A 7,342-nucleotide genomic window follows, 5' to 3' on the forward strand; every position below is an offset into this window, starting at 1 on the left:
GTGCGGGTGGCCATCATCGGCGGCGGCCCCGGCGGGCTCTACGCGGCCGCACTGCTCAAGCGCCTCGACCCGGAACGTGAGATCACGGTCTGGGAGCGCGGCTCGCCGCAGGACACCTTCGGCTTCGGCGTCGTGCTGTCCGACGAGACGCTCGGCGGCATCGAGCACGCCGACCCGGTCGTCTTCCGCGCCCTGGAACGGGGGTTCACCCGCTGGGACGACATCGACGTGCGCCACCGCGGCCGTGCCGTCACCTCCGGCGGCCACGGCTTCGCGGCGGTGGACCGGCGCACGCTGCTGGCGGTCCTCCACGACCGCTGCCGCGAGCTCGGCGTGACCGTCCGCAGCCGCGAACTCGCCCCGGCCGCCGAACGGCTGGCCCGCGACCACGACCTGGTCATCGCCGCCGACGGCGCGGGCAGCGCCACCCGCGGGGCCCACGCCGCCGTCTTCCGCCCCACCCTCACCGGCCACCGCTGCCGCTACATCTGGCTCTCCACCGACCTCGTCCTGGACGCCTTCCGCTTCGAGATCGCCGAGACCGAGCACGGCGTGATGCAGGCCCACGGCTATCCGTACCGGCCGGACGCGAGCACCTTCATCGTCGAGATGCGCGAGGACGTCTGGCAGCGCGCCGGGCTGGACCGGCTGGACGAGGCCGAGTCGATCGCCCGCTGCGAGAAGATCTTCGCCGACGCCCTGCACGGCCACGGCCTGCGCGGCAACCGATCCCGCTGGATCGCCTTCACCACCGTCGTCAACGAGCGCTGGCGGCACGGGAACATCGTGCTCCTCGGCGACGCCGCGCACACCGCGCACTTCTCCATCGGCTCCGGCACCAAGCTCGCCATGGAGGACGCCCTCGCCCTCGCCGCCTGCCTGCACGAGCAGCCCGGCGTCCCCGAGGCGCTCGCCGCCTACGAGGCCGAGCGCAAGCCGGTCGTCGCCAGCACGCAGCGCGCCGCGCGGGCCAGCCTGGAGTGGTTCGAGCACCTGGAGCAGTACACCGCCCAGCCGCCCCGGCAGTTCGCCTTCAACCTGCTCACCCGCAGCCGCCGGGTCACCCACGACAACCTGCGGCTGCGCGACGCGGAGTTCACCGCCTCCGTGGAGCGGGAGTTCGGCACCGGGCCGGACACCCCGCCGATGTTCACCCCCTTCACCCTGCGCGGGCTGACCCTGCGCAACCGGGTCGTCGTCTCGCCGATGGACATGTACTCCGCCACCGACGGCACCCCCGGCGACTTCCACCTCGTCCACCTCGGCGCCCGTGCCCTCGGCGGCGCCGGCCTGGTCATGACCGAGATGGTCTGCGTCAGCCCCGAGGGCCGCATCACCCCCGGTTGCGCGGGCCTGTGGAACGACGGGCACGAGGACGCCTGGCGCCGCGTCACCGAATTCGTGCACGCCCGGCCCGGGGCCGCGATCGGCCTCCAGCTCGGCCACAGCGGCCGCAAGGGCTCCACCCGGCTGATGTGGGAGGGCATCGACCAGCCGCTCCCGGAGGGCAACTGGCCGCTCGCGGCCCCCTCCCCGCTGCCGTACCACCCCCACGTGAGCCAGGTCCCGCACGCCCTGGACGCCGAGGGGCTCGCCGCGATCCGCGAGCAGTTCGCCGCCTCCGCCGCGCGCGGCGCGCGCGCCGGGTTCGACCTGCTGGAACTGCACTGCGCCCACGGCTACCTGCTCTCGTCCTTCCTCTCCCCGCTCACCAACCGGCGCACCGACGCCTACGGCCGCGACCTGACCGGACGGCTGCGCTTCCCCCTGGAGGTCTTCGACGCCGTCCGCGAGGTCTGGCCCGCCGACCGCCCGATGACCGTCCGCATCTCCGCCACCGACTGGGCCGAGGGCGGTACGACCGCCGACGAGGCGGTCGAGATCGCCCGGGCCTTCGCCGCCCACGGTGCCGACGCCATCGACGTCTCGACCGGCCAGGTCGTCGCCGACGAGGCCCCCGACTTCGGCCGCTCCTACCAGACCCCCTACGCCGACCGGATCCGCAACGAACTCGGGGTGCCCGTCATCACGGTCGGCGCCATCTCCTCCTGGGACGACGTCAACTCCCTGATCCTCGCGGGCCGCGCCGACCTGTGCGCGCTCGCCCGCCCCCACCTCTACGACCCCAACTGGACGCTCCACGCCGCCGCCGAACAGGACTACTCCGGCCCCGGCGCCCCCTGGCCCCTCCCGTACCAGGCGGGCAGCCGACGACCGCCCACGGGCCGCACGGACGCCCCCCGTCCCCGGCTCACGCTGGATGTGTGAGAGGCGGCCGCCTCAGCCGAAGACGGAGGTGTCGAGGGCGAACGCGAACGGCTCGGGGAGGTCGAGCTCCTTGCCGAACAGCACCCGGACGTCCTGGCGGTAGTCCTCGGCGTCCGGCTCGCTGTACAGGGTGACCGTGCCCTCGGTGCGGTCCACCGGCAGGTGGAACGGGATGCCGGCGGCGGCGTGGCCGCGTCGCTTCGGGCCGCGATCCTTGTCCGGGCGGGAGGACGTCACCTCGACGGTCATCACGACGCCGTCCGCATCTGCCCACGAGTCGAGACCGCGGAAGAAGCGCCGGGGGGCCACGGATGCGTCGGGGACGAAGCGGTGCCCCGCCGGGTGGCGCGGGCGTACATCCTGCCAACGATCACCGGAGGAGGGCGGTCACGCCGTGGGGCCGGCGGACCGCGCGAACTCCGCCCCCGCGTCGCGCAGCCGCGCGTGCAGGCCCTCGAAGACGGCGGCGGCGCGGCCGCCCGGCCAGTCGGGCGGGAGGAGGGCGGGCGTCAGGCCCGGGTCGGCGTAGGGGAGGCGGCGCCAGGAGTCGAGGGCGCGCAGGTAGTCCGCGAAGGCTTCCTGCGGCGGGGTCGCCTCCCGGGCGGCCCAGGCGCGCAGCACGGGCTCGTGGGCGTCGAGGAAGGCGTGGTGGCGCTCGGCGACCGCGTCGAGGTCCCACCAGCGGCGCACGGCCGCGGCCGTCGGCTCGAAGCCGAGGTGGGTGCCGGTGAAGAGGTCGACGTAGGTGTCCAGGCCGAGCCGGCGCAGGGTGTGCAGGGCCTCCTCGTGGAGGCGGGCGGGCGCGATCCACACGCCCGGGGCGGCGGTGCCGAAGCCCAGCCGGGCCAGGCGGGAGCGGAGCAGGTGCCGCTTGTGGCGCTCGCTCTCCGGCACGGAGAAGACCGCGAGCACCCACTCCTGGTCCCCGGCTCCGCCGGCCGGGTGACCGTAGATGCGGCGGTCGCCGTCGGCGAGCAGCTGCCGGGCGTCCTCGGACAGGGCGTAGCCCGCGGCGCCGGAGACGCGGTCCGGCTCCAGCAGGCCGCGGCGCTTGAGCCGGGAGACCGCCGAGCGTACCGACTGCGGGTCCACGTCCACGGCGCCCATCAGCCGGATCAGCCCGGCGACGGGTATCCGCCCGTCCCAGGCCTCGGCCCGGCCGTAGGCGCCGAAGAAGGTCACGATCAGCGAACTGGGGGTGTGCTCGGTCACGCGATCACTGTAGGTCGCGCAGCCGGAAGCGCTGCAGTTTCCCGGTGGGAGTGCGGGGCAGGGCGTCGAGGAAGGCGATCTCGCGGGGGCACTTGTAGCTCGCGATCTCCTCCCGGGTGAAGGCGCGCAGCGCCTCGACCGTGTGCTCGTCGCGCGGGGGGCCGTCCCGCAGCACGACGAAGGCCCGGACGATCTGGCCGCGCTGGTCGTCCGGCACGCCGATGACCGCGGCCTCCCGCACGTCGGGGTGGCGCAGCAGCGCCTCCTCGACCTCGGGGCCCGCGATGTTGTACCCCGACGAGATGATCATGTCGTCGGCTCGGGCCACGTAGCGGAAGTAGCCGTCCGGCTCGCGCACGTAGGTGTCGCCGGTGATGTTCCAGCCGTCGCGCACGTACTCCCGCTGCCGTTCGTCCGCCAGGTAGCGGCAGCCCGTGGGACCGCGCACCGCCAGCAGCCCCGGTTCGCCGTCCGGCACGGGGGACAGCGTCGCGGGGTCGACGACCCGGGCCTGGTAGCCCGGCACCGGCAGGCCCGTGGTGCCCGGCCGGATCACGTCGTCGGCGGCGGAGATGAAGATGTGCAGCAGCTCCGTGGCCCCTATGCCGTTGATGATCCGCAGCCCCGTCGACTCGTACCAGGCGTGCCAGGTCGCCTCGGGCAGGTTCTCGCCCGCCGACACGCAGCGCCGCAGCGAGGACAGGTCGCGGGTGCCGTGCGAGGCGAGTATGGCCCGGTAGGCGGTGGGCGCGGTGAACAGCACGGTCACCGCGTGCTCCGCGACGGCCCGGGCGAGCTGTTCGGGTCCGGCCTGCTCCAGCAGCAGCGCCGACGCCCCCACGCGCAGCGGGAAGACGACCAGGCCGCCCAGCCCGAAGGTGAAGCCCAGCGGCGGGCTGCCGGCGAACACGTCGGCGGAGGTCGGTCGCAGTATGTGCGCGGAGAAGGTGTCGGCGATCGCCAGCACGTCCCGGTGGAAGTGCATGCACCCCTTGGGCCGTCCGGTCGTCCCGGAGGTGAAGGCGATCAGCGCGACGTCGTCGGCCGAGGTCTCCACCGCGGGGAAGGGGTCCGGCCGGTCGGCCGCGAGCCGCAGCAGATCGTCCGGTGCCTCCCCGCCGTACGTGGCGATGCGCAGCCCGGGCGCCTCGCACTTGGCGAGGTCGTCGACCGCGCGGATGTCGCACAACGCGTGCCGGACGGCGGCGATCTCGCAGATCGTCGCCAGCTCGTGCGGGCGGTGGGCCGCGAGCACGGTCACCGCGACCGCGCCCGCCTTCATGACGGCGAACCAGCACGCCACCAGCCACGGCGTGGTGGGGCCGCGCAGCAGCACGCGGTTCCCGGGCACCACCCCGAGCTCGTCGGTCAGCACGTGCGCGATGCGGTCGGAGGCGGCGCGCAGGTCCGCGTACGACCAGACCTCACCGCCCGGCATCCGCAGGCAGGGCGCCCCGGGCAGGCCGGCGGCAAGGAGTTCGGTGCCGCAGTTGAGCCGGCCGGGATAGGCCAGCTCGGGGAGGTCTTGGGTCAGGACGGGCCACTGGTCACGCGGCGGGAGGTGATCCCGCGGGAAAGTGTCCACGTGTGCTGATGGCAGCAGGTCCATGGCGGGTTCGCCCCTCGTTGGCACCTGGTTGCGGGCGGATTCAGCGTAACGTGTTTGTGACGGCAGTCAACGGTACGCGATACGGGAGGTGCCGCGTGGCATCGTTCGCGCTGGACCCGGAACAGCTCAAGTGGTGCGCACAGGTCCGTGATTGGGCCGCCGAACGGCTCCGGCCGCTGGCGGGGTCCGGCGAACCCGGGCGGGTCAACCGGCCGCTGCTCGCCGCCCTCGGCGAACTCGGCCTGCTGGGGCGCCTCTTCCCCGGCACCGCCCTCGAGCTGTGCCTGCTCCGGGAGTCCCTGGCCCGGGAGTGCACCGAGGCGGAGACCGCGCTCGCCCTGCAGGGCCTGGGCGCCCACCCCCTGCTGGAATCCCCCGAACTGGCCGCCCGCTGGATCCCGCGGGTCGTCTCCGGCGAGGCCGTCGCGGCCTTCGCGCTCACCGAGCCGGGCGCCGGTTCCGACGCGGCCGCCCTCGAACTGGCCGCGGAGCCCGCGCCGGACGGCGGCTGGCGGCTCACCGGCGAAAAGTGCTGGATCTCCAACGCCCCCGAGGCCGACATCTACACGGTCTTCGCCCGGACCGCCCCCGGCGCCGGGGCCCGCGGCGTCACCGCCTTCGCCGTCCCCGCCGACCGCCCCGGGCTCGGCGGCGAACACCTCGACATGCTCTCCCCGCACCCCATCGGCCGGCTGCGCTTCGACGCCGTACCGGTCGGGCGGCACGACGTGATCGGCGAGGTCGACCGCGGCTTCCGGGTCGCCATGACCACCCTCAACCGCTTCCGGCCCAGCGTCGGTGCCTTCGCGGTCGGCATGGCGCAGGCCGCCCTCGACGCGGCCACCGCCCACGCCGCCTCCCGCACCGCCTTCGGCGCGCCCCTGAAGGACCTCCAGGCCGTCTCCCACACCCTCGCCGAGATGGCCACCCGCACCGAGGCCGCCCGGCTGCTGGTCTACGCCGCCGCCGAGGCCTACGACTGCGGTGCCCCCGGCACCGCCCGCAGCTCCGCCATGGCCAAGCTCTTCGCCACCGAGACCGCCCAGTACGCCGTCGACGCGGCCGTCCAGATCCACGGGGCCCGCGCCCTGGAGCGCGGCCACGTCCTGGAACATCTCTACCGCGAGGTCCGCGCACCGCGTATCTACGAAGGTGCCACCGAAGTCCAGCGGTCGATCATCGCCAAGGAGCTCTTCGCATGACCCTCAACCGGATCAACCCGCCCGAGCTCTCCCCGCCCACCGGCTTCAGCCACGCCGTCACCGCCACCGGCCGCACCCTCGTCCTCCTCGCGGGCCAGACCGCCCTGGACTCCGGGGGCAAGGTCGTCGGGGACACCCTCCCCGCCCAGTTCGAGCACGCACTGATCAACCTGCTCACCGCCCTCCAGGCCGCCGGCGGCACCCCCGCCGACCTCGCCCGCCTCACCGTCCACACCACCGACGTGGCCGCCTACCGCGACCACGCGCCCGAACTCGGCCGCATCTGGCGCGCCCTGGCCGGCCGGGACTACCCGGCGATGGCGGTCATCGGCATCACCCGCCTGTGGGACGAGGAGGCCATGGTCGAACTCGACGGCCTCGCCGTGCTCACCTGACCCGGGGTCAGGAGGAACCCGGGGTGGGGGCCCGGCTCCGTACGTCGGCGGCGGCCGCCTGCGGCCGGCATCGCCGAGGGCAGTGCGCGGCCGCGCTGCCGTGGCGGTGGCTCGGATCCTGCGCGCCGCACGCGGGGAGCCGCAGCCACTGCGTCGCGGGGCGCGGGCCTTCACGACGGCGGTTGCCGCGCCATGACGCGCGTGTCCGCCTGGCGGCTGCCCAGGAGGACGGCCGGGACGGTCAGGGGGCTGTGCCGCAGGCCGGAGCCGCTCCGTACTGGCGGCGGGGGAGGCGCTGCTTGCGGCCGCGGCGCAGCCGGTGGGTGACCAGCGCCGACCGTGGCGGTGCGCGATTCCTGGCCGACGCCGGGCGCGCCGGGGAGCCGGGGGAGCCGCAGCCAATTCGTCGCGGGGCCCGGGCCGTTGCGACGGAAGCGGCCGACCCTCGTCGCCCGCGTCCGCCGGGTGGTTGCCCGCTGCGTTGCGGGCCAGGGCCGCCCCGCCGGCTGCGGCTGGTACGCCATGGGGCCCGGGCAAGGATCGCGGGCACGCCGTGCCCCCGCCTAGGCCGTGTCGTCAAAGTCCCGCCTGCCCAGCGGCGCCTGGCACGGCACCTCGCTGCGTTGTCGAATCGTCCGAGTAGCCCACTACGAGGA

Annotated in this window: 5 protein-coding genes and 1 pseudogene; 3 read left to right on the forward strand and 3 right to left on the reverse strand. The window is 74.7% G+C overall.

Going from position 1 to position 7,342, the window contains the following annotated elements; genetic code table 11:
• Positions 1–2,268, forward strand: coding sequence for a bifunctional salicylyl-CoA 5-hydroxylase/oxidoreductase (locus PV350_RS26990; protein WP_500336562.1), 2,268 nt, complete (start codon positions 1–3; stop codon positions 2,266–2,268).
• A gap of 12 nt (positions 2,269–2,280) precedes the next feature.
• On the opposite strand, the pseudogene PV350_RS26995 reads toward PV350_RS26990, so the two are convergent.
• The 3 genes and pseudogenes from PV350_RS26995 to PV350_RS27005 all read right to left on the reverse strand — a co-directional run.
• Positions 2,281–2,616: pseudogene (locus PV350_RS26995) on the reverse strand (Uma2 family endonuclease); the annotation flags it as partial.
• Positions 2,617–2,655: 39 nt separating this feature from the next.
• Positions 2,656–3,480: a PaaX family transcriptional regulator gene (locus PV350_RS27000; RefSeq protein ID WP_500336564.1), complete on the reverse strand. Its 825-nt coding sequence runs from the start codon at positions 3,478–3,480 to the stop codon at positions 2,656–2,658.
• A gap of 4 nt (positions 3,481–3,484) precedes the next feature.
• Positions 3,485–5,089: an AMP-binding protein gene (locus PV350_RS27005; protein ID WP_499514564.1), complete on the reverse strand. Its 1,605-nt coding sequence runs from the start codon at positions 5,087–5,089 to the stop codon at positions 3,485–3,487.
• A gap of 95 nt (positions 5,090–5,184) precedes the next feature.
• On the opposite strand from PV350_RS27005, the gene PV350_RS27010 reads away from it, so the two are divergent.
• Positions 5,185–6,291 carry an acyl-CoA dehydrogenase family protein gene (locus tag PV350_RS27010; RefSeq protein ID WP_499514565.1) on the forward strand — a complete coding sequence of 369 codons (1,107 nt, stop codon included), beginning with the start codon at positions 5,185–5,187 and terminating at the stop codon, positions 6,289–6,291.
• Positions 6,288–6,686: a RidA family protein gene (locus PV350_RS27015; protein WP_499514566.1), complete on the forward strand. Its 399-nt coding sequence runs from the start codon at positions 6,288–6,290 to the stop codon at positions 6,684–6,686. Before PV350_RS27010 ends, PV350_RS27015 begins: the two co-directional genes overlap by 4 nt.
• The last annotated feature ends 656 nt before the right edge of the window (positions 6,687–7,342 follow it).

The organism is Streptomyces sp. PA03-6a (genome assembly GCF_033792765.1).
GTDB lineage: Bacteria > Actinomycetota > Actinomycetes > Streptomycetales > Streptomycetaceae > Actinacidiphila.